General features: G+C 73.6%; 1 protein-coding gene. It reads right to left on the reverse strand.

All coding sequences use genetic code 11. The features are described from left to right. Positions 1-1,316: TolB family protein (locus ABYE80_RS20710; protein ID WP_372792325.1), on the reverse strand; the 1,316-nt coding region annotated here is incomplete at its 3' end. Positions 1,317-1,547: the final 231 nt, after the last annotated feature.

Below are 1,547 nucleotides of genomic sequence, written 5' to 3' on the forward strand. Positions count from 1 at the left end.
CCTTCGTCGTCGTTGGGGTCGAGGGTCGGTCCGGCGCCGCGGCAGCCCGCGTTGGTCTTGCCGTCGTCGGCCAGCGTCATGGCCTCCAGGCGCGCGCCGTTGCCCGTCGCCGACGGGGGCCAGAGCGTCTCGCCGTTGCAGCGGATGTCCGATCCCGCGAAGCCGGGGATGTTGATGATCGGGAGCTGCTGTGCCTGCACGTCCCACAGCGACCGGCCCGGCGTGGCGGTCGCGAAGGTGCCGTGCATCGGCGGCGTCGCGCTGACCCAGCGGTCCCGCGGATCCTCGGGCCACACGTCACCCGTGGGATCGGGGGCCTGACGCTCGACGATGCCCAGCCGGGTCCCGAGCCCGGGCACCGTGCCCGGACCGACGTGCAGCGGACCGTTGCCGGACGGGCTGGACCGGATGCCCTGGCCACCGAAGCCGTCGCCGAGGGCCACGGCCGAGCCGCCGATGACGCGGCGGAAGGCGGTGCCGTCCGGGCGTACCGTGTCGACCGCCAGGCCGTCCGGGGTGACGTCGAAGTCGGTGGTCAGGCCCGCGGCGTCCCCGGACAGGACCGTGGTCGCCGCGCCCGACGTCGGATCGATGGCCCGCAGGCGCACGCCCGCGCCCTCGACCGTGTGGTAGCCGACGAGCCGGGTCTGTCCGGCGGGGTCGCCGCCCCAGCTGAGGCTCCAGTACCCCTGCTCGCCGTACTCGCGCGTGAGCGCGCGGTCGCCGCCGGCCGTCAGGGAGACGGCACGCACGTTCGCGCCGCGCTGTGCGTACACCGGCTCGTCGCGTCCCGCGGCGATGAGCCGCACGTAGGCGATGGTGGTGCCGTCCGGGCTCCACGCCGGCGCGAAGTCGGCGTACCCCCAGCCGAGCTCTGGAGCTTGGCCATCGTCGTCGAGCTTGCCGGCGGGGGGCGTCGTGACCTGCGTCACGCGGCCGCTCGCGAGCTCCCAGACGAAGATCGCGGTGTGCGTCACGCCGTGCCCGATCCCGGTGTCGGGTATCTGCGCGGCGTACGCCAGGCGCGTGCCGTCCGGCGACCAGGCCGGGGCCGACGGCATGCCCATGGTCGTGGGCGGCTCGTCCGGGGCGTCCTGGAAGTGGAAGGTCCTCTGGTGGACGGTGGTGCTCACGCCATCACCCAGGCGCGGGGTCCAGACCCGCAGGTCGTACTCGCCGCTCTGCCGCTCCAGGTAGGCGATCTTGCCGGGCGACCCGCGCCACGCCGCCTGTGCAGGGACGGACGCGCAGGCCACGACGGCGGCGGTCAGGAGGAACAGGGCAAGCAGACGGGGGAGAGGGAGCGGGTGGGGCACGGGAACCTCGAGAGATGGACAGGCGTAGGAGCTTGACCGCGGACAGGCCGGTGCCGGGAACGCACCACGACGGTCGGGTGGGGTCTGGAAGGGAATCGGACCGCGGCGCTGTCGGCAATCCCTAACTTCAGGGGTCATGCCGGTCGTAGAGGCCGGTCACTACAGTCGAGGTATGAGCTCCTGGACCCCCGCCGAGCTTCCGGCGCTCGACGGCGCCACCTTCGTCGTCAC

The organism is Paraconexibacter sp. (assembly GCF_041602235.1).
Classification (GTDB): domain Bacteria; phylum Actinomycetota; class Thermoleophilia; order Solirubrobacterales; family Solirubrobacteraceae; genus Paraconexibacter.